The organism is Clostridium sp. CF012, from assembly GCF_018861755.1.
Classification (GTDB): domain Bacteria; phylum Bacillota; class Clostridia; order Clostridiales; family Clostridiaceae; genus Clostridium_AD.
The window spans coordinates 86,807-108,496 of the sequence record NZ_JAHLEF010000012.1; the positions used below are offsets into that span (position 1 = coordinate 86,807).

20 protein-coding genes and 1 pseudogene are annotated in these 21,690 nt (G+C 33.8%); 2 read left to right on the forward strand and 19 right to left on the reverse strand.

Going from position 1 to position 21,690, the window contains the following annotated elements; genetic code table 11:
* The first annotated feature begins 98 nt into the window (after positions 1–98).
* Positions 99–1,034, forward strand: a complete 936-nt coding sequence (locus KPL50_RS12870) for an NAD(P)H-dependent oxidoreductase (protein WP_216298930.1) — start codon at positions 99–101, stop codon at positions 1,032–1,034.
* A gap of 121 nt (positions 1,035–1,155) precedes the next feature.
* Here the strand turns inward: KPL50_RS12870 and KPL50_RS12875 are convergent.
* From KPL50_RS12875 to atoD, 19 genes and pseudogenes are all read right to left on the reverse strand, one after another.
* A pseudogene (locus KPL50_RS12875) lies at positions 1,156–2,300 on the reverse strand (IS256 family transposase); the annotation flags it as partial.
* A 173-nt stretch (positions 2,301–2,473) separates the two neighbouring features.
* The gene (locus tag KPL50_RS12880; protein ID WP_216298931.1) at positions 2,474–4,471 is read right to left on the reverse strand and encodes an FAD-dependent oxidoreductase; all 1,998 of its coding nucleotides are present in this window, start codon (positions 4,469–4,471) and stop codon (positions 2,474–2,476) included.
* Between the two features lie 18 nt (positions 4,472–4,489).
* Positions 4,490–6,199, reverse strand: coding sequence for an FAD-dependent oxidoreductase (locus KPL50_RS12885; RefSeq protein ID WP_216298932.1), 1,710 nt, complete (start codon positions 6,197–6,199; stop codon positions 4,490–4,492).
* A 34-nt stretch (positions 6,200–6,233) separates the two neighbouring features.
* Positions 6,234–6,476 (reverse strand): 4Fe-4S dicluster domain-containing protein, encoded by a 243-nt coding sequence (locus tag KPL50_RS12890; RefSeq protein WP_216298933.1) that lies wholly within the window; start codon positions 6,474–6,476, stop codon positions 6,234–6,236.
* 26 nt (positions 6,477–6,502) lie between these two features.
* The gene (locus tag KPL50_RS12895; RefSeq protein WP_216298934.1) at positions 6,503–7,324 is read right to left on the reverse strand and encodes a DAPG hydrolase family protein; all 822 of its coding nucleotides are present in this window, start codon (positions 7,322–7,324) and stop codon (positions 6,503–6,505) included.
* Positions 7,325–7,831: 507 nt separating this feature from the next.
* A complete protein-coding gene (locus KPL50_RS12900) occupies positions 7,832–9,343 on the reverse strand; it encodes a sigma-54-dependent Fis family transcriptional regulator (RefSeq protein WP_216298936.1) in 1,512 nt (503 codons plus the stop codon).
* Between the two features lie 159 nt (positions 9,344–9,502).
* Positions 9,503–10,324 carry a methyl-accepting chemotaxis protein gene (locus KPL50_RS27505; RefSeq protein WP_309245178.1) on the reverse strand — a complete coding sequence of 274 codons (822 nt, stop codon included), beginning with the start codon at positions 10,322–10,324 and terminating at the stop codon, positions 9,503–9,505.
* Between the two features lie 17 nt (positions 10,325–10,341).
* The gene (locus KPL50_RS27065) at positions 10,342–10,647 is read right to left on the reverse strand and encodes a TSUP family transporter (RefSeq protein ID WP_253200603.1); all 306 of its coding nucleotides are present in this window, start codon (positions 10,645–10,647) and stop codon (positions 10,342–10,344) included.
* Positions 10,648–10,794: 147 nt separating this feature from the next.
* Positions 10,795–11,064, reverse strand: coding sequence for a hypothetical protein (locus tag KPL50_RS27070; RefSeq protein ID WP_253200604.1), 270 nt, complete (start codon positions 11,062–11,064; stop codon positions 10,795–10,797).
* A gap of 196 nt (positions 11,065–11,260) precedes the next feature.
* Positions 11,261–12,196 (reverse strand): cyclase family protein, encoded by a 936-nt coding sequence (locus KPL50_RS12915; RefSeq protein WP_216298937.1) that lies wholly within the window; start codon positions 12,194–12,196, stop codon positions 11,261–11,263.
* A gap of 196 nt (positions 12,197–12,392) precedes the next feature.
* The gene (locus KPL50_RS12920; RefSeq protein WP_216298939.1) at positions 12,393–13,181 is read right to left on the reverse strand and encodes an SDR family NAD(P)-dependent oxidoreductase; all 789 of its coding nucleotides are present in this window, start codon (positions 13,179–13,181) and stop codon (positions 12,393–12,395) included.
* 41 nt (positions 13,182–13,222) lie between these two features.
* Positions 13,223–13,561, reverse strand: coding sequence for a cupin domain-containing protein (locus KPL50_RS12925; RefSeq protein WP_216298941.1), 339 nt, complete (start codon positions 13,559–13,561; stop codon positions 13,223–13,225).
* A 528-nt stretch (positions 13,562–14,089) separates the two neighbouring features.
* A complete protein-coding gene (locus KPL50_RS12930; protein WP_216298942.1) occupies positions 14,090–15,634 on the reverse strand; it encodes a sigma-54-dependent Fis family transcriptional regulator in 1,545 nt (514 codons plus the stop codon).
* A 180-nt stretch (positions 15,635–15,814) separates the two neighbouring features.
* Positions 15,815–16,435, reverse strand: coding sequence for a hypothetical protein (locus KPL50_RS12935; RefSeq protein WP_216298943.1), 621 nt, complete (start codon positions 16,433–16,435; stop codon positions 15,815–15,817).
* A 166-nt stretch (positions 16,436–16,601) separates the two neighbouring features.
* Positions 16,602–17,249, reverse strand: coding sequence for a GntR family transcriptional regulator (locus KPL50_RS12940; protein WP_253200612.1), 648 nt, complete (start codon positions 17,247–17,249; stop codon positions 16,602–16,604).
* Between the two features lie 199 nt (positions 17,250–17,448).
* Positions 17,449–18,387 carry a 3-hydroxyacyl-CoA dehydrogenase family protein gene (locus KPL50_RS12945; protein WP_290443236.1) on the reverse strand — a complete coding sequence of 313 codons (939 nt, stop codon included), beginning with the start codon at positions 18,385–18,387 and terminating at the stop codon, positions 17,449–17,451.
* Between the two features lie 88 nt (positions 18,388–18,475).
* Complete coding sequence (locus KPL50_RS12950; RefSeq protein WP_216298945.1) at positions 18,476–19,345, reverse strand: 3-keto-5-aminohexanoate cleavage protein; 870 nt, start codon at positions 19,343–19,345, stop codon at positions 18,476–18,478.
* A gap of 30 nt (positions 19,346–19,375) precedes the next feature.
* Entirely contained in the window at positions 19,376–20,026 is a 651-nt protein-coding gene (locus tag KPL50_RS12955; RefSeq protein WP_216298946.1) for a 3-oxoacid CoA-transferase subunit B, read from the reverse strand.
* Positions 20,026–20,679 (reverse strand): acetate CoA-transferase subunit alpha, encoded by a 654-nt coding sequence (gene atoD, locus KPL50_RS12960; protein WP_216298948.1) that lies wholly within the window; start codon positions 20,677–20,679, stop codon positions 20,026–20,028. Before atoD ends, KPL50_RS12955 begins: the two co-directional genes overlap by 1 nt.
* A 583-nt stretch (positions 20,680–21,262) precedes the next feature.
* On the opposite strand from atoD, the gene KPL50_RS12965 reads away from it, so the two are divergent.
* Entirely contained in the window at positions 21,263–21,682 is a 420-nt protein-coding gene (locus KPL50_RS12965) for a GtrA family protein (RefSeq protein ID WP_375372923.1), read from the forward strand.
* Positions 21,683–21,690 lie beyond the last annotated feature (8 nt).

Consider the following 21,690-nt stretch of genomic DNA (forward strand, 5'->3'; position numbering starts at 1 on the left):
ATGTACCTTATAACTGTTAAAATAATATCATGGAAAACGTTTTAATATAAATAGTGCAATTAACTTTGCACTAAATATAAATATTTGGAGGTAAGAAAATGAAAATTTTAGGTATTTCTGCTGGGACAAAAAATGGAAATAATGATTCTATGTGTAAAGAAGCACTTATGGGTGCAAAAGAGATGGGTGCAGAAGTTGAATTCATCCGTCTTATGGATTTGGACATACAGCATTGTACTGGATGTTTAGCTTGTGTTGGTGCACTTTTTTCCGGAAAAGGAAATATGTGTGTATTAAAGGATGACTTTGATTGGTTATTGGACAAGATGCTGAGTGTAGATGGAATAGTTGTTGCACTTCCAATTTTCGAAAAAGGCGTACCTGGAATTTTCCAAACAATAACAGATCGCTTTGGACCAAGAATGGATAAAGGAAACAATGTAATAGCTACTAAGAACGCAAAAGAACATGGTGGAAAAGTTCCAGATCCAAGAATCTTAAAAGATAAAGTTATTTCCTACATGGGAATTGGTGGTTCTGACTGGACTACTAAGTTTCAATGTGGCGCAGCAATGCAAGCTTTAACTCCTGGCTGGAAGGTTATAAATAACGAAGTATTTAAGTGGTCTTCTAATATTATTGTAGATGATGAAAGAGTTGCAGTAGCACATCAAATAGGTGCCAGCATTGCAAATGCTGCAAAAGATATTGAAAAGGCTTCCTACCAAGGAGAAGAAGGAGTCTGTCCACATTGCCACTGCAGAAACTTTTACCTAGATAGTAACTCCACACACGCTATTTGCGAGTTATGTGGCATTGAAGGTGATATTAAAATTGTAGATGGTAAAGTTAAATTTGAATTCCCAGAAGAACAGTTAGGACATGCACATGATACTCTGCCAGGAAAATTCATTCACGTAGAAGATATAGGAAAGACAATATCTACACTTATGGGTATGAAAAAGACTGATAAATATAAAGAACGTTTAGAAAATTACAAGAACTTTATTACAGCAACTACACCTGTAAAATAGAAATAGAGAATGTTTATAGATTTGTGTAAATAATTTAAAAAGTATATATTCTAACTAGAAATTAGTATGGGTATTTACTCCTGTACTAATTTTTTATTTTTGGGTAATACTAATAATGACATTTTTTCATAATTTCTAAAGTTGCTAGGTACAACGATTTTCTTAAGGAATCGTCCGTAGGGAACACAGTTTTAGTCTTTGTAAACTTCTTGAGTTGCCTGTTAAAGCCCTCCAAGGCATTAGTTGTATAAATCATCTTTCTTATATCCGGAGGATAATTAAAGTATGTTGATAAATTGTTCCAATTATTATACCAGGAATTAATAACTATACTATATTTCGAACCCCATTTGTCTTTTAATTTTTCAAGCTCAGTGGTGGCTATTTCTTCTGATGAAGCCTTATAAACACACTTTAAATCCCTCATGAATTCCTTAGTATCTTTAATGCTATATATTTAAAAGAGTTCCTTATTTGGTGTATTATGCACGTTTGTATGCTTACATCAGGAAAAACTACTTTTATTGCTTCAGGTAAGCCCTTTAAACCATCCATACAAGCTATAAGAATATCTTGAACTCCCCTATTTTTAAGATCGTTGCATACTGTAAGCCAAAACTTTGCCCCTTCTTGTTCTCCAACCCATATTCCAAGTATATCTTTATGTCCCTTCATATCAAGAGCCATACAGATGTATGCGGCCTTTGTAGCTATCTTATTCTCTTCCCTAACCTTAAAGTGGACTGCGTCCATATACACGATAGGGTAAATACTATCCAATGTTCTATTTTGCCAATCGGCAGCAGCACCAATAACCTTATCGGTTATCTTAGAAATCATAGAGGGTGAAACATCAATTCCGTATAGATCTTCCAGCTCTGTCTGTATATCTCTTGTTGACATACCTCTTGCGTAAAGTCCAATTATTTTATTATCAAGCTCATTACAAACTGTTTCATATTTTTTTACAATTTTAGGCTCAAATTTAGCGTTTCTATCTCTTGGAATATCGATTTCAACATTTCCAAAACTACTTTTTATATTCTTGTCACTGTAGCCATTTCTATAGTTAATTTCTGAATTATCCTCAGCTCTTTTGTACTTTTCTCTACCTAATAACTCCTCCATTTCCCCCTCTAGCATTTCCTTCATAACACCTTTTAGTAGTCTTTGCATTAAACCATTCTTACCAACTACATCCTCCATAGTCTTACATTTTTTAACCTCTGCCTTTAAATCAAAATCTGGTGCTTCAATTTCTTTCATAACTATTCCTCCTAACTTAATTATTAGATATTATTACCACAATTCCCACTTATTTATACAAAAAAATAATGTAGCTAGATTTGTTTTTACACAAATCTAGCTACATTCCCTAGAAATATGAACAAGAGCCCTTGTGTATATTAAGCACAAGGGCTCTTATTCATATCTCTTATTTATATATTTGCAGCAACCTCATATGCATCCCATATAGCATACATAATACTTGAAACCTTTCGAGCATCGCCTACCAAATAAAGCTCACGAGTCTCAAATTTTAGTTCTTCATACAGAGATTTTTCCGCATTGTATCCAACAGCTAAAACAACAGTATCAGCTAAAATTTCTTGCTCTTTTCCCATCGTGTCCACCAATACACCCTTTTCAGTTGTCTTAAGGACTTTAGAAGATGTCAGTACTTCAATCCCATTGTATGGTATTAACTTTTCTAACATATCAAAGTTAGCATGACAAAGAGGTCCATTTACTGCTAGTATTTTCTTTTGCAGTTCAACCATAGTAACTTTTTTACCTTGACGTGCAAGCCAAAGTGCAAGCTCACATCCCACAAGCCCTGCTCCAAGAATCACAACTTTGCCACCAGCAGGTACCTTTCCTACTAATATGTCAGCCGCTGGAAACACCTTGCTATTATCTCCTAAGTCAAATATTTTAGGTTTTGAACCCGTTGCAATAATTACAGTATCTGCCTTTCTACTTTTTACAACTTCTGCAGTTACTTCAGTATTATACTTTACTTCAACCATTAATTCCTTTAGCGTGTGCTCATACCAAGCCACCAAGGCTAAATCATCTTCTTTAAAGTCTGGTGCACCACCCGGTATGAGATTTCCACCTAAAGCACTACTCTTCTCATAAATTACTGGTTTATGACCACGTAATGCTAGAACTCTCGCAGCTTCTAAGCCTGCAACGCCGCCTCCTACAATCATAACATTTTTGCTTTTAACTGCTTGAACAAGTGTTGCTTCTTTCTCTCTACAAGCTGCAGGGTTTACTGCACAATTTAAAGCTGAATACTCTTGAATACGTCCCATACAACCTTCATGACAAGACAAACAAGGACGAATATCTGCTATTTTACCTGCACGAAGTTTATTTACATAATCCGCATCCGCTAAAAGAGGTCGTCCAAGTCCAATCATATCACAAGCCCCATCTTCTAAAGCGCTTAATGCTAAATCTGGGCTATCCATCCGTCCTGCACAAATTACTGGAACATCTACCGCATCTTTTACTATTTTAGCATAGGGAATATAGAGACCCTTATCTTGATACATTGGGGGATGACTCCACCACCATGCATCGTAGGAACCTACATCTACATCTAAGGCATCATAACCATAAGATACCAATAACCTTGCTGCTTCAATCCCCTCTGGAATATCTCTTCCTTTTTCCTCAAAAACTTCACCTGGCAGCGCTCCATCACGTAACTCTTTAATAAAACTTTTAGGACTATATCTTACTGTAACTGGAAATTCGTCTCCACATCTTCCCTTAATTTCTTCTACAATTTCTCTAGCAAATCTTAACCTATTTCCCAAGCAACCACCGTATTCATCTGTACGTTGATTAAATAATTCAATTGCAAATTGGTCAATAAGATATCCTTCATGAACTGCATGAATTTGAACACCATCAAAGCCTGCACGTTTTGCATTAAAGGCTCCATCTCCAAACTTTTTCACAATGCTTCGAATCTCTGCTTTTGTTAATTCTCTACAGGTTTTATCTAGCCAGCGATGTTGAATTGGAGATGGTGCAACCGGTGGAAACTCACCTAAATTTGTAGGAATGGTTACCCTACCAAACCCACCACTAAGCTGAAGAAAAATCTTTGAATCATATGCGTGTATACGTTCAGTCATTTCTTTACTAGTACGTATAAAATGAACAGCATTGTGCGTAGAACAAGGACAACTAGGCATTGCATGTCCTTCAATCTCGTTATCTACAAAGGTAACACCTGTAATAATCAGTCCCGTCCCCCCGCGAGCACGTGCCGTATAATATTCTATGCCTCTCTGATTAAAGCCACCTTCTGCATCTCCGAGTCCTAATGGTCCCATAGGTGCCATTGCAAAGCGGTTCTTTATTTCTAAAGAGCCTATTTTTATTGGTTCAAACATTTTTTTATATTTCTGCGCCATTAAAATGCCTCCTAATCTTTAAATAATCTTATTAGTTCTTGGTTTTATAGGATATTTTTCTATTGGAATATCCTCTGTTCCCAAAGTCATTTTTCCATCTAGATTTTTTACTGTAATCCATTTCAACCAATTTTCATTATCTATGTTAGGATAATCTTCTCTTAAGAACCATCCTCTTGATTCCTTTCTAAGTGACGCTGCTCTAAAGAACATTTCTGCGCAAAGTACCATTGCTTCCGCTTCATGACAAGATAGTAATCCATGATAATCCTCAGCTTTTAAGTCAGATAGCTTTGCCTTTGCTTTTTCTAATTTTCTTAATGCTATGTTTAATCTATGCTCACTAATATATATACTGTTTTCTACTGGAGCAATAATAGCTTGAACATCTTGAATTACTTCTTTAGCTGTAACACCCTCTTCTCTACAAAGTGGTGCAAAAGCCCTTTCCATGCAAGCTTCAACCTGCTTTTCAAGTACATCTAAGCCTTCAGTGTTTTCAGCATATTGAAGAGACTTTTCTCCTGCAATAAGCCCTGCGAATACAGCATTTAAAATTCCTGATCCTCTATTTCTTCCTGGAGGCGCTGGAACCGCTCCTGCTACTGTAGAGCCACCATAACTAACATCTCCTATAGCAAATAATCTTGAAATAGTAGTTTCCATATCATGATTAACCTTAACTGGTGACTGTTCACCTAAAAATCCTGGTGCAATCTCATTGTCCAAATCTACTTTGTGGCATTTTTCATAAATTTTCTTCCAAAGTTTCAATCCATAAGGCCTATCCCACATATGACTCGTTGTGAACAAAATATCATCACCTTTAGTCATAGGACATGTCTCAGGACGCATATATATTGGCCCTTTACCTGCTGCCATCTGGTTATACCATTCAGATATAGCATTTGCACTAATATCTGCTTCAGGGAACCATCTAAAGTTTTTTGTAATATTTTCATCCAAAGCATTGTACATACAATTTTCATTAAATACCAATTCATGATGACTTTTTACTTTGAAGAGCTGTGCGAAATTTCCAAGCTCAGCATTTCTCATCTCTGCTCCTGCACGATAAGCTGCTGATATACCATCTCCACGTCCACTCGCCCACATATTGATAACCCTATAATTTTGACTTCCTGTAGCTAATATTACAGACTTAGCCTTAATAACATAAAAGGTTCCATCTAAAATACTATATCCTGTAGCACCTGTTATTTCGCCTTCATTGGTTAATAAGTCTGATATAGTTACCTTATCAATAATCTTAACACCCTTCTTTTCAGCAGTCCTTCGAACTCTAAGAGTAATATCAAGGTCTACGCCAATCATTCCAGTCATAGGACCAGTTGGAAAAACCTTTAAGCTTCCGTCTTCGTTACAAGGTATCTTTACTCCCCATTCTATAAGCTTGTCTATCATTTTATGATTCATGCTTACGTATTTAAGCATTTGCTCTTGATCTCCTAGGAAGCATCCAACAGCATTTGCATGATATGCTACAAATTCAATAGGCTCTACTCTGTCAAAATCAAAATATTGTAATACTCCGCCTCCTCTGTTAGCTTTTCCACTATAACCACAGGTTTGTTTTTCAACTATTAAAACATCAGCATTGGGATTTGTCTCTTTAATGGTAATTGCAGCTGCAAGACCTGCTATACCGCCGCCTATAACAAGGACATCTGTAGATAATACTTGCTTATTACACTCTATATTTTTCATTTTCCTTCTCCCTTCTTTCAATTAAAGCATTTTTTTATTTGTATTCATCAAAGCTTTGTAATAACCGTTCTCCTTCAAAATCAGGTACTACTTCAATACATCCCTTTGCGCATACAATCTCACAATAATTGCAGTGTACACAATCCTCTATATATTTAAAAATAGGCTTTTTGCTTTCCTCGTCCCATCTTATTACATCTATAAAACATGACTTATAACACATTTTGCATCCAATACATTTTTCTTTATCAAACTTAATAGTATTATTCATATTCATATTGTCATCCTCCTCATTTCAAAAAATTAAAAATTATCCTTTTCTTCTGCAAAAACTTGTTGAAGTATTTTAGCTAAATGTGTAAATTCCTTTATGTTATGAAGTAACAAGCTCTTTGGTCCAATTTCTGGCATTCTTATTCCATCTGGAAGTGCCTTTACAGCTTTACCATTGACTACCGTCCATCCCATCCAAAAACGAGATCTTAGTTCAACTCCACCTTCAACTTCTCTTAAAAAATGTGTCATTATTGTTGGTGGTGCTGCAAAGGGAGGTTGTCCCTCACCATACCCTTTAGCACATACAATGGTGCTACAAGCTTCTGTGCCTATCTTACTCACATCAAAACCTAAATCTCCTGGATATTTAAAATTAATAAACAAGCCATCTGGCCCCATACCTGTATTTTCAAGTACATGGTGTGTTGTATTCCAATAACGTTCTTTGTATGTTAAATCTTTGTCCATAGTATGCTCTCTTTGCATAGTCTCAGCTTTATAATGATCCTCTGGGTCCCAAATTGTATATCTAAAATTATCAAGACCATGCCACGCAAACCACCAATCGAACATTTCTGTAGTTACTCCTGGCATTTGAGTTAGATTAGCTAAAAAACCTGTTCCATCCTCCATTATGCAATATCCAACTTCAGTATCTAAATATCCTGGTTTAAACAAATCATTTTTATCATGAATTTCTAAAGCCTTGGACGGATCTATAGCGCCTCTTAGTACCAGGTCATACTTTTCTTTTGGAGCTGGCGTCATCTCAAGGTTATAATACTTATAATAGCTTTTTAACTTGTCTTGCTCCGTAGCAGGTACCCTTATTGATGTTGTTTGTCCCATTATTACACCTTCCTTATTTTCCTAAATATATTTCATTGCATCTAACTCTAAGAAAAGCATAATCAAAGGATTAGATGCCACTAAAACATATATAGCAATTCACATGCCATTTCTTTAAGTTCACCCACTTATTGTAATATTAATTAAACCTTTACATAAATATCGACTTTCATTGTAGTGTTTTTAACAAACTCATCTCTTAGCACTTTTATAAAGTTGAAGATATGCTAGTTAAATTAAACCCATAAAAAACTAAATTAAACAAAATTGTTTCATACTTTTAAGTAGTAGATTTATATCTACTACACAGGGGAGTGGAATATGAAGTTAAATTTATTGATAAATGGCATTTTTTTTGTTATAAATAAAAAATCACCAATAAACCCTTATGGTTCATTAGTGATTTTTATTTTTTTGAAAGTTATTTCAAAATTTCACCTCATAAAAAACTTATTTACGTTTTTAAAATTATTGAAACATTTTTATTTATACCAATACAGAACTGCATTACCACTCTTTAATACCCAATGCTTTAGCTTTTCTTAAAACCGTAGTTTGAGTTATCCCAAGCACTTTTGCTGCTTTATGTGAACTTTTATATTTTTTTAGTGCCTTCTCAATGATATTTTTTTCTACTATATTTACTGCATCTTTTAACGTAATATTTTCATTCTCAATTGCATCATATGGAAACTTATCTGTGCCAAGTATAGTAACAACATCACTTCTAGTAATGATAGCTTCATCTCTAATAATCACTAATCGCTCTACTGTATTTTCTAGTTCGCGGATATTGCCTGGCCACGTATAATACTCTAATGCATCTATTGCAGTAATTTCAAATTCTTTATTTTTATTATACTTTTCTGTAAATTTCTCCAGAAACTTATATGCAAGCATAGCAATGTCTGCTTTTCTTTCACGAAGTGGTGGAATTTCAATAGGTATTACATTTAATCTATAATATAAATCTTCTCTAAACGTTCCATTTTTAATTTGCTCCTCAGTATTTTGATTGGTTGAAGCTATAATTCTTATATCAAGGCTAATAGACCTTGTTCCACCAATTCTTGTAATCTCCCTTTCTTGAAGCACTCGCAAAAGCTTTGATTGCAGTTTTACTGGCATTTCTCCTATTTCGTCCAGCAGCAGAGTTCCACTATTCGCCATCTCAAAATACCCTAACTTATCTTTTGCAAGAGCCCCTGTGAACGCACCTTTTTCATATCCAAACATTTCTGATTCAAGTAGGTTTTCTGGAATCGCCGCACAATTGACTTTTATATATGGTCCTTTACTTCTATTACTTTTTTTATAGAGTTCCCTTGCAACAACTTCTTTTCCAACTCCGGTTTCTCCAGTAATGAGAACAGTTGCATCTGTTTTTGCTACTTGCCTAATTAACTCTCGCATTTTTTCTGTAGACAAATCTTTTCCTATTAAGTCACTTTCTAATTGATTATTTCGAAGGTATAGTAACTCGTCAAGATACTCACTGCTTTTTGTCTCTAAGTCTTCTAGCTTTTTCTTTAACTTAATTATCTCTGTTATTTCTCTCAAAACTACCAATGCATGACTTACAACTCCTTCATTGTCAAAATAGGGCTTGCCTATAAAAAGAACCTTTTTCTTTTTCCCTTTTACATTAATAGTTCCCATTACAGAAACTTCTTTCTTTTGTTCTAATACCATACTACATACTGCAATAGGTTTTTCAGTTATACAAGACTCTTTATTATTTGCAGTAGGCCTCATTACCACTTCATTTAAAGTTTCAACCCTCAGTACCACATATTCCCCAGTTACATATTTTTCATCCAAAACCCTTTGCATGTGCTTTTCAACTACTTCCCACCCTTCAATGCCTGTTATCTTTGAATATCCCTTATTAACAGAAATAACAAAGCCATTCTTATCTGATAAATATATACCATCGGATACAAGGTCTGCTACTTCAAAGACCTCTAATATTCGTTGCATTAAAATTGTATTTTCTTCCATAGAACATTTATTATTCATATTTAAATCCTCCCCTTATGGCAAACACAAATAATGTCTTTTCACTTCTTTGTACGTATTATATCACAGAATATAGGTAAATTATTGCACATGTTTTGGTCAAAAAAATTAAAAAAGACCAATAAATTTTAATACTATCGGTCTTTGATAAAAATACAATTAACCCATTTTTGCTAAACTGTGTAGTGACTGAGCACTCATAACTATCTCTTCTAATGCATCTGTAACTTCTTTAATTGCAAGTTTTTGACCTTCTGCAACATCCTGAACCTGCTGCACAGCTTTTATAGTTTCTCTAATAGAATTATTCATCTCTACTAAAGTTTTAGAAACCTCTTTAGAGGAATCACCACTTGATTGGGCTAATTTTTTCATTTCACCTGCCACTACCGCAAACCCTTTCCCATACTGCTCTGCTCTTGCTGCTTCAATGGATGCATTAAGCCCTAATAATCTTGTTTGAGATGCCATTCCTTGAATTAGTTTAAGAATTTCATGACTCTCAGAAATTTGCTTTTCTGTTTTTTTTACAATCTCCACCACGTTGCCTATCTGAGTAAATATTTTTTCAGAATCCATATGAATTTCTTCAATCTTTGCATTTATTTGCTGTAGCGAAGCAAATAAGGTTTCAGAGGATTCCTCTACCTCTAATTGTTTTTGCAAACTCTTTGACAACCCAATAGCACCAATAACAATTCCATTTTCATCTTTAATTGGATAAGTAATAGCCTTAAAAGGAACTCCATATATTTCCTTTGGTGTTATTGAAATATATCCTTTACCATCCTTAATTGTATTATACAGCGGTTCTTTTGATGATAACTTACTCCCTATTTTAGTATTTAAATCGATGGTGTCCCCTGGGTGATATGCCAAAAATGTAGTAGTATCTGTTACTACCACACCTATATCCTCCTGTAATATGTCCTTTAAGACAGACATCACTTTCAAAAAAGATTGAAGCTCCTTATTCTCCACGTTTTCCCCTCCCAAATTTATATCAATAGCCTTATTTCGGCTATAGCTGTCATACCTATAATAATGTAACGAAAACTTTTTTCATTTATTTTTTTAATCATAATCATTCCTAAAAATGCTCCTATAGCGATTGATGGCACCATATCAACACTAAGCAAAATCGATTTAAAAGAAATATTATGCCAAAATAAAATTTGCAATGGAACTTTGGATAAATTGATTAGAAAGAAAAACCAAGCTGTTGTGCCCATAAAATCAATTTTCTTGAAATTCATAGTTAACAAATAAACACTAAATATAGGGCCTGCAGCATTTCCAATCATGGATGTAAATCCAGTAATAATACCTGCTAGAGCATAAAACCATCTATTTTTAGGAATTTTAAGACTTTCACCTTTTTTTCAGTGTAAATTAAAGTAAATAGACAAAGTAAAACTGAAATAGATATAACCATTTTAAATTGTTTATCATTAATGTAATTTCCAACTATAACACCTAAGATGAGTCCTATGAAGGTCCAAGGCAAAAGTTTTTTTATTGTCCCTCCAATTTGCATGTCGATTATAGTAGTATAGTGCAAAAACATCCCCTATTAATAATAGTGGGAGAATAACTCCAGTAGATTCTTTTCCTCCAAATACGCTAGCAATGATTGGTATAACAGGCATCATAAACCCACTAATTCCAGTCTTTGAAAACCCAACCAAAAATCCGAAGTTATTACCCATGCCCATTGCCATGTTGATATAGCTACTGAGTTCAAAAATCCTCTTTGATACTTTATTAACAATGGAATATATAAAATATGGCTTGTCTATGACGGTTTTGTTAGTTTTTCCGTTGTCGTAGACAAGCCAAGATTAAATGTTATTTAGACCTTTTTTTAATTAAATCATTATCTGCCATGCTGCAATATTAACCACTTGTTAAATGTAGTTAAAACCCACCGTAAGTGTAAGTTCTTTCAGGAACATCATTCAAATCATCTTCATCTATTTCCGCAACGCAGCGAACCATGGAGCCATCACCCATGTACCATCTGATTGGTAAGCATAAAAATCTGAAGCGTTTTCCAGATACTTTGTCTAAATTTCCACCAAGATTTTCAACACCAACGATACCATGTCCTAACAATTGTTTATGACAAGGTTCCCATGTTCCCCAGCATCCGATTGCTTCTAAATCGCCAAATTTAGCATCATATGCTTCTTTACCATGAATCCTAATGTATTCATCTTTATCAAATTCAGCATATGCTTCTTCGCCAAACTTCTCTTTATATTCTTCTGTAATTGGTTTTCCTGAAGCACCGAGTAAGTTCAAACGAGTAGCACCGTTATTACCCATAGCTGTATGTAGAGGGTGGTCAAGAGCCTGCATATCCATAGCTACACATTTAACTTTGTGTTTTACAAACCATTTTCCTGCCTCAACGCCCGTACCGCATGAGTAATGATAGTAGTCTTTTGAATCATCAAATTTACGATGCATTCCTGTATTTAAGCAAACAACCATTCCTTCTAATTCTTCTGGTTTGATATTTGCGCGAATGCAAGCATCTTCAAGATGTTCTGGTGCAATTAATCCCCAACGTTCAATTATAATTTCTAGGCAAACTGCATCACCCATGTATGCATCAACTGGCATTTCATGAGTATAACGAGCTCTCTTGCCATCAAATTCAATTTCCATAACGTGACGTGGCGCGTCACAATGTGTACCAGTGTGCTGAACACAATCGATTCTCTGTGTAAGAACACCACCTTTTGCCAAGGTATGCATAGAATCTACTATTGGCTTTGCAAAATAAGGCCAGCGTGGTATGTCAGCGCTGAACGGATGAGTTAAATCTACAAATATTTTCTTTCCCATTTATTATTCCTCCTAAGCTTTATATAGCTATATATTTCAACATTTTATATTAACAACATTTTTAAGGACTTTAATTCTCCCGTCTTCTGTAAGTGGCAATTGTTCGATCTAAGAATGTTACTTTTGTGACAGTGCAGTTCTTAGGTTTACTAGAATTGCTTTGGTGTGAGTCCAAGTATTACAAATTGTCTATGACTTAATTAGCCCAATATCCACCCTCAGTAGCAACATTAGCACCTGTCATAAAATCACTAGCACTTGAAGCAAGGAAGATGCATGGTCCTATAAAGTCATTTGGTTCACCAAGGCGACCAACTGGTAGACGTTTTAAAAAATTATTGTAAATAGCACTTTCTGGATCAAACATCCATTCAGTTAAATCTGAACGGAATACTGTTGGGTTAATTGTGTTAACATTAATCTTGTATTTGGCAGTCCATTCACATGCAAGACTCTGAGCCATAAGATCGATACCAGCTTTCGCAGTACAGTAACCTGTGTAATTAGCCATACCCATTTTTGAACGAGCAGAAGATACCATAATAACTTTTCCGCCTTTTCCCTGAGCAATCATCTGTTTTCCAACATATTTACAGTAAAGCCATGTACCTTGAACATCAGAATCCATAATTTTTTTCCATTCACTTAATTCTTGTTGTATAATTGGCTGTGGATGATTGTATCCAGCTGCTGTTACTAATACATTGATTTCTCCAAATTTCGTAGTTGCATCTTTAACAACCTTTATTACATCTGCTTCTACTGCTGGATCTCCTGTTGAGTAACCACATTCAATTCCTTTTGCTGTAAGTTCAGTACAAACTGCACTACACTTTTCCTCGCTTCGTCCAGTGACAAAAACCTTCATACCTGCAAATCCATATCCAAAAGAAAGTGCTAATCCCAGTGCTCCAGTAGCGCCTGTTATAAGTACAACTTTTCCTTCAACATCAAACAGATTTTTTACAAATTGCTTTTCAACCATTTTATCTCCCCCTTAATATTTAGGTTTTTATATATATTTTATTAATAATTTATGACTACTAAAACTGTAGCTACTTGATTTGTCTCATTAATCATTTCTCTACCTTCATTTGGTCCTATAAATATAGAATCATTCTTTTTAAGCAGGAATGTTTCAGTTTTTGACTTTATAGTTATTTCTCCATCTAGTACATAGTATATTTTTTCAGTTGGAGAATCTTCATAAGCATACTCAGCACCGCCACCTGGTAAGAAGTATGACATTCCCATCCAAAATTTTGTTGCACCTGTTTCCTCTGTTCCATGCAATTTCATTGATTTCATGTCAAAGTGCTTCGGTGCAAGATATGCAGCTACCTCATTTAATTGAACTTTTTTCATTTTCATTGCCTCCAGCTATTTTTATTTTAAATACGGGCTAGTTTAAATGGATTTCACTTTATTTTTCTTATAATTTTTTGTGAAATATATCCACTATATCGTTTTCAAGTTAATATTTATTCTAGATGTAATAAACTCATATTCTCATACATCTTCACTTAACTTTATAGCAATACTCGTGCCAACCTATAAAAACAGAACTTTTATTTTGTATAGAGAATGTCCAAACTTTGAAAATGCCTATAAAATTTATTGTTTAATCTATAACATTACTTACTTTCATTTTTAGTGTGAAAACTCTTTTAATACAAATTTGTATTGATTTTTCTTTTCATAATGGTGATTCCTATAGTATTGCTATACTTGCGCAGTAATACAGAAATGTATTACACGGATACATTTTTGTATTGGTTAGTTTTAGCCCTGCTTACCTACTCTTTCCAACAAAAAACAAAAAAAGCCATTAAAATTAATGGCTTTTTTTTGAATTCAATTCTATTTTTCCATGCAACCATATTTACAACAATTTTATATATTATTTAATGTTACTCCTAAGGCCTTTGCTTTTCTGAAAACTGTAGGTTGAGTAACCCCTAGCACCTTCGCCGCTTTGTATGTACTGCCATAATTTTTTAAGGCAAGTTCTATCATTTCTTTTTCTAGAACATCCACTGCTTCTCTTAAGGTTAAAGTATGATCGGTGAAATGTACTGCCATTTTATTTTTACCAATTATATTTGTTATATTTGTATAGGTTATGTGACTCTCATCATCAACAACTAGCAATCTTTCAATAACATTCTGCAATTCTCTAACATTTCCTGGCCAATCATATTGTTCAAATGCACTTATTGCCATGCTATCAAAACTTTTTTCTTTACCATATTTAAGATTGAATTTTTCCAAAAATGTATATGACAAAATAGAAATATCATCTTTTCGCTCTCTAAGGGGTGGAATTTTTATTGGTACAACATTTAGACGATAAAACAGATCTTCCCTAAATTTGCCTGTTTTTATTAATTCACTTAAAATCTGATTTGTAGAGGCAATCACTCTTACATCTAGCTTTATACTTTTTACTCCCCCTACCCTCATCACTTCCTTTTCTTGAAGGACTCTCAGTAGCTTCGATTGTAGTGTTAACGGCATCTCGCCAATTTCATCTAAAAGAATGGTGCCGCCATTTGCCAGTTCGAACATACCTAGCTTTTCTTTATTTTGTGCCCCAGTAAAGGCTCCTTTTTCATATCCAAATAATTCAGATTCAATTAGGGAATCTGGTATAGCCGCGCAATTTACCTTTATATAGGGTTTGTTTTTTCTATTGCTTCTATCATGAATTTCTTTTGAAACCACTTCTTTTCCACAGCCTGTTTCACCGGTTATTAAAATCGTGGCCTCTGTCTTTGCAACATAGCTTACCAATTCTTTTAACTGCTTCATCTTTATACTCTCTCCGATGAGATTAACACGGGATCTTTGTTTGTTTCTTAAATAGTTTAACTCATTTAAATATTTTTCACTCTTTTTCTCTATACACTCTAATTTATCTTTTAATTTTAGTAATTCTGTTAAATCTCTCATCACTGTTAACACTTGTGTCACTTCTCCACATTCATTTAAAAAAGGATTTCCAGTTATTAATACTTTTTTATTATTCTTAGTAATTGTAGATAGAGATGATATCTTCTTTTTTTGCTCAATAACCATTAGTGATACTGCACTATTAAAACATTCATTGTCTAATAATTCCTGAATATTTTTCCCTAATATTTCTTTTTCTTTTATTCCAGTTATATCTGTATATCCTTTATTTATTGCCATTACAATTCCATTACTATCAACCAAACATATTCCATCGGATACCGCATCCCCTATGGTAAATGCATCTATTCTTAGCTCTTTATACTGATTAAGTTTTATTAACTCCTGTTCTTGCCTTGCAATAATATTTTTATACGCATTTAATATTTTGAAAGTCATAGGGTCTACTTCTATCTCTTTTATGTTTTTTAGTTCCTGAAGTTCTTGCTTAATTATATTGTTTATTTCATAAAATTTTTTATCCATATGCTACCCCCTAAGGCTACCAGATTCTATATTACATATTATCATATTAATCATTTTATATCTAATTATACTCTATTTATTAAATTATTAAAGTAAATAGCCTTCTGAAATTCTCGCATTATAATCTTTAATTAAAAATAAAAGCCTTGAGAAATCAAGGCTTTTATCCATGGTACAATTTTATTTAATATATTTATATTTAAGCTCTTTTCCCTTTCCTTCAACAGTAAGATCTGAATATGGATTGTAATCAGTATTAGTGACAACCTTAAATAAATTATACATTTGCGGTAAGAAAACTCCCCAATTTCCAACTTCTTCTCCACAGTGTTTTGCCCATACAATGCCTTGCTCAGGTGTCTCTTTCATCTTCATGCCAATTCCTGTTGATTTACCTACTACACCATAATCAGTCTTTTGCCATTGGTGTATACGGTATCCCATAGGCTCTTCTACATTTAAACTTTCTGGTCCGAACCCTAGACCCGCTACAACTACGCAGTGCTCATAAACTATATATTTTTTTACTTCTTCTGGAATTTTCGCAGGATCTTCAAATCGAATATATAGATTTTGACGTGTCCCATCTGTCCAAGTTTGTGGTGCTAAATGCACTGATCCTACAGGATTACCATGTTTCGGTGGTATTACCCAGGTTAGTGGTTCATGCTCAGCTGGATGCCATAAAAGAAATGATTTCTCCATATTACTCCAAAACCAATCAATCATAACTGGTGTAACCCCGTCGTGCTTCCAATCTAAATGTGTACCCATTGCATCTTGTGTTACCTTCATTTCCATAATATTTCCCTCCTTGTATAATTTAGTTATTTATATTATATATCATATATCTTGCAACATGCAAGATTATTTTAAGTAATTGTAAAAACTATATCAAAAAAATAAAAAGCAACTAAAGGAATTTACTATCTAATAGTTGCTTTATTTTCATTATACATTTAGTGACTTATTTAATATTACAAATTACCTCTAATAGTAATTTAGTTCCTTTTTTATAGTTATCCTCCATTGCATTAATAGCTGCATTAACATCTCCAGAGAGTACAGCCTTGTATATTTTAATATGTTCTTCCATATCAGATGGATCTTTCCGTTCTTTACCATAGGTGCTTCTAAGCATTCCCTGTTGCCCTTTAATTAAATGAGAAATAGATATAAGCCTTGAATTTCCAGCATACTTATAAAAAACATTGCTAAAGGCTTCAATAGCGTGAGAACGAGTTATTTCAGTTTTCGCTTCCTGATAGCATTTTATTTGCTTTAAAAGTTCCTCAGTAATTTCATTGATTTTACCTGTTTCCATAGCATATCTTATAGCAGCACAATCCATAGTCATTACTACTTCTTGAATTTCTATAATGTCTTTTTCTCCAATTTCTATTACTTTAGCTCCCACATTGTTTTTATACTCCACTATGCCCTCTTTTTGAAGCCTGTTAATGGCCTCTCTTATTGGAGTACAGCTTATGCCAAATCTTTCTTGAAGTTCATTTACATTAAGTTTTTCACCCCAGGTGATTTCTTGATTTATTATTTCTTCTCTCAGTTGTTCATATATTTGGTCTACAAGAGACCTCTTTATTATAATCGCCATTTTCAATGACCATCTCCTCAAAATTATGCTTGTTGCAACATATAAGATATAAAATTTATTATACAAATGATAACAGAAAATATATTGTTTAGCAATGTTTTTAAGCAAATGTAAAAAAACTGTAGGAATTGAAATATAAATTTCAATTCCTACAGTTTTTTTATTAAATATTCTCTTTTACATTATTAATTAAATATAATTATTTATTATATAAAACCTTTATCAAATATTCTCTTAGCCCATCACTTGATTCTTTGACTTGCTGCGGATTCCATTCCTGAAAACCCATACCACTCTTAAACCCTAAGTTACCTCCCTCTACTTTCTCCTTTAAAAGAGGTGATGGTTCAGTAGAGTTTTCAAGATGCCTCAAAATATAGCTGTGTATAGACAGTGTTAAGTCCGTCCCAACCATATCTGCATTTTCCATAGGTCCCAGAATTGGTAAACGTAATCCAAAACCAAATTTAATTGCTTCATCAACCGTTGCAGCATTTGCTATACCATTCTCTACAATTGATATAGCCTCCCTCCAAAGAGCATGTTGTAATCTATTTGCAACAAATCCTGGCACATCTTTACTTACTCTAATAGGATGTTTGTTTGCTTTCTTTAGTAATTCTATAGTTTTATCCATAACTTCCTCAGTTGTATAATCTGACTTAACCACTTCGACAAGAGGAATTAAATATGGCGGATTCCAAAAATGACATCCTACTATTCTGGATTTATTCTTTGCTTTTTCAGATATTTCAGTAATACTCATTACAGATGTATTTGTAGCAAATATAGTGTCTGGCCTGCAGATTAACTCAAGTCTAGCAAATAAATTTTGTTTTAATTCCATATTCTCTGGTATGCACTCAATTACAAAATCAGCTTCCTTTACTGCGGCTTCCATATCTTCAGTTAATGTAATTCTGCCAAAAATATTATCTATTTCCTCTTGCGTAATAATTTCTTTTTCTTTTAATACTGCAAGGTTAGCCTTAATTTTATCAATACACTCATATTCAATTTTTTCTCTTATAAAAATTGTTACCTTTAAATCTTCACATCCTGCAAATACTTGTGCTATTCCGCTCCCCATCATTCCTGGACCAAACACTGTGATATTTTTTATATTATTTATACTCAAAATTATTTCCCCCTCAAATACTATATTCACTTATCTATAAACAAAAGGCAGGCCTTCCCCCGCCTCACTATTATGACCTTTACTTACATTAAATCATCACCTGCGGTGCTGCAATATTAACGACTTCAGAAGGACAATTTTTAAGACCTAGTATTGCTCTTGCCTCAGCTGGAGTTGCTATCTGTTTATCAAGTTCTGATACTATTCTTTTAGTTCTTTCAATAAATTCAACATTAGACCTGGCAAGTTCTCCTGATCTATAATAAATATTATCTTCCATACCTACACGTACATGCCCGCCTAAGGCTAATGCTGCATACATAATCGGTAAGTGCTGTTTACCTATTCCAAGTGCACCCCAAGTTGCGTCTGCAGGAATCAAACTTTTAAGGAACATCAAATTCTCTACTGTGGCAGTCATTCCTCCTGGAACTCCTAATACAAATTGGAAGTGAAGCGGCGCCTTTAAAATACCTTTTTTTAAATAATAAAGCGCATTATAAACCATACCAGCATCAAATACTTCTATTTCTGGTTTTACGTTGTTTTCCTGCATAGCTTTCCCCAATTTTTCAAGAAATTTCGGACTGTTTTCAAATACAGTTGAATGCATCCAATTCATTGATCCACAATCAAATGAAGCTATTTCAGGCTTTAACTCCAGAAAGGGCTTCATTCTTATTTCATCTAGTAATCCAAGTCCACCAGAAGTGGTCAAGTTAATTACGATATCACAACGTTCTCTAACCAGTCTTACAGTTTCTTCAAACTTTTCAAAACTCATAGATGCTTTATTTTCGTCATCTCTAACATGAATATGTGCAATGGAAGCCCCGGCCTTATAGCATGCATATATTTCACTAGCAATTTCCTCTGGCTGAAGTGGTATATATGGTGTATCTTTCTTTTGAGGCCATGCCCCTGTTGTTGCTACGGTTAATATTACTTTATTTTCCATGTTAATTCCTTCTTTCATTCTTTATTTATGTTATACTTCCATAATTTTTAGGTCATCATCAATTATAAGATCTGCTTCTGTACCATTAAGTACGTCTTCAACAGATACCCCTGGTGCAATTTCTTTTAAAATAAGGCCATTTGCCGTTACTTCAATTACTGCCATCTCGGTAACTATAAGGCTAACTTTTCCCACAGCTGTAAGCGGAAGTCTACATTTCTTTAATATTTTAGGTCCACCTTTAGCTGTATGGATCATTGCTATGATTACTTTTTTAGCTCCGAATGCTAAATCCATAGCTCCGCCCATACCAGGAACCATCTTTCCTGGAATCATGTGGTTTGCAAGGTTACCTTTCGCATCTACTTCTAGAGCACCTAAAACAGTAGCATGAACATGTCCTCCACGGATTATGCCAAAGGATGTAGCACTATCAAAATAAGCTCCCCCCTTTTTTATTGTAACCAGCTGACCTCCTGCATTAACAACATCTTTATCTTCCTCACCTTCTTCAGGGACTTGTCCTAGCCCTATAAATCCATTCTCCGACTGCAATATTACGTTAATCCCCCCTGGTATATAGTTTGCTACCAGGGTTGGAAGACCAATTCCCAGATTTACCACATCTCCATCTTTTAACTCCTTAGCAATTCTCCTTGCAATAAACTCTTTACTATCCATTATTTTTCACCTCCAAAAATATAATCTACAAATATGCTAGGGGTCATAACTTGATGTGGATTAAGTTCTCCAACTTCTACAATTTTTTCTGCTCCCACTATTACTACATCCGCAGCTGTAGCCATTATAGGGTTAAAATTTCTAGTTGATGCATTGTAAAAAATATTCCCTTGCTTGTCTACAATGGAGCCGCCTATAAGTGCTAAATCCGCTCTTAGTGGTAGTTCAAGGAGATATTCTTTGCCTTTTATATTTATTTTTTGTTTTCCTTCTTCAACGGTGGTTCCTAAACCAGTTTGAGTTAAAAAGCCTCCTATACCTGCACCCCCACATCTAATCTGTTCTGCCAGCGTTCCCTGTGGTACTAACTCAACAATAAGCTCCCCACTATTCATCTGACGTCCAGTTTCTGGATTAAGTCCAATATGTGAAGCAATAACTTTTTTTACCTGCTTATTAACAACCAATCTTCCTATGCCTATGTTTGGGAATGATGTATCATTTGCTATGATAGTTAAATCCTTTATACCACTATCAACTATTGCATCAATTATCATTTCAGGTGTTCCTACTCCCATGAATCCCCCAATCATAATTGTCATTCCATCCTTGATATGTAAGATTATCTGGTCTATAGTTTTTATTTTGTCCATATTAAACTCCTCTACTTTAATCTGTGTTCTCATGCTATTGATGTAGCATGTTCTTTTCACACTAATATTTAGCAACTTGTATGCCAATTCTTTATATAAACATTCTAGAACACTATAAACACGTCCTAAAGTATTGAAGCCCCACGTTTTTGTTGTTTATTTATTATCAATCTTATACTTTTTCTTACATAAAACTTAAAAAGAGATAACTTTTTCAATGCATTACTGTATTATGATTTTTAAAATTCATGAAATTTAATGCTAATCATGTATCATAACCCAATACAAAATCGTATCGTTTTAATTCATTTATGTATTGACAATTATTGTCCACATTTAAAATAAAAAGGATGACTCAGTGAATCCTTCATCATTTCAATTAGGTTGACCTAAATATATAACATTTGAATGATAAACAGGATACTATCCTAAGTTCTTCAGCCCCAATATCATCACATAAAGCTCACATATTTTTTTTATACTACTACTACAATTGATGTTTATAATCTTATCTATAGAGATAAAAGTAATAAACCTGTTATTACTTTCGATAATATATTTTGCAAAAATGGGGTGGAAAAATATTAAGACAGTAGATAACCTTATGAACTATATCTTATATGGAAAGCTTAAGCATTTAACTAGATTTTCCCTAGTAGGGGTAGCAAATACACTCATAGATTTTTTAATCTTCACATTGTTTAATGGATTTATTGTACTAAACTACATTGCAAGTCAAATACTTGGTTATAGTTTTGGAGTTGCTAACAGTTTTGTACTTAATAAAAAATGGACTTTTTCTAAAAATAATTCTAATAAAAAAACAGGTAATGAGCTTTTTCAATTTATTGTTGTTAACTTATTCTCACTTCTCATAACCCTTGTAACAATAAATTTTTTAGTCAAAAGCTTAGATATGAATGTTTATGTATCTAAAATAATGGTGACCTTTATAGCTCAAATAACAAATTTTCTTTGTTATAAGTTATGGGTATTTAATTAAGTAGTCAG